This window comes from Leucobacter sp. M11 (assembly GCF_035726885.1).
GTDB lineage: Bacteria > Actinomycetota > Actinomycetes > Actinomycetales > Microbacteriaceae > JAPFRB01.
Genome location: NZ_JAPFRB010000003.1, coordinates 37,284 through 37,623, shown reverse-complemented (window position 1 = coordinate 37,623; position 340 = coordinate 37,284). Strand labels below are relative to the sequence as shown.

The window sequence follows — 340 nt, the reverse complement described above, 5'->3', positions numbered from 1 at the left end:
TCAATCTTGCCTTTCGGGAACCCCTCTCGGGCCCGGTGCCCGCGGACCCCGAGCGCGCCGAGCGCCTCGGCGCGGCGCTCGCCGCCCTTCCCGAGCCCGACGGCCGGGACGCTCAGGCGCTGCCGCCCTACCGGCACGCCGACGCCCTGCCCACCGTCGTCATCGCCGGGGCGGGCGCCGGGGCGGCCGCGGAGGAGTTCGCCTACCGGGCCGGACTGCCCCTGCTCGCCGAGGCCGTGAGCGGCGCGCGCTACGGGCGCCAGGCCATCTCCCGCTACGCGGAGCTGCTCGCCGACCCCGAGTTCGGTGGTCGGATCGAGCGCGCCGTGGTCTTCGGGGT

General features: G+C 77.9%; 1 pseudogene. It reads left to right on the top strand.

From position 1 onward, the window contains the following. A pseudogene (locus OOT08_RS08345) lies at positions 1-340 on the top strand (2-succinyl-5-enolpyruvyl-6-hydroxy-3-cyclohexene-1-carboxylic-acid synthase); the annotation flags it as partial.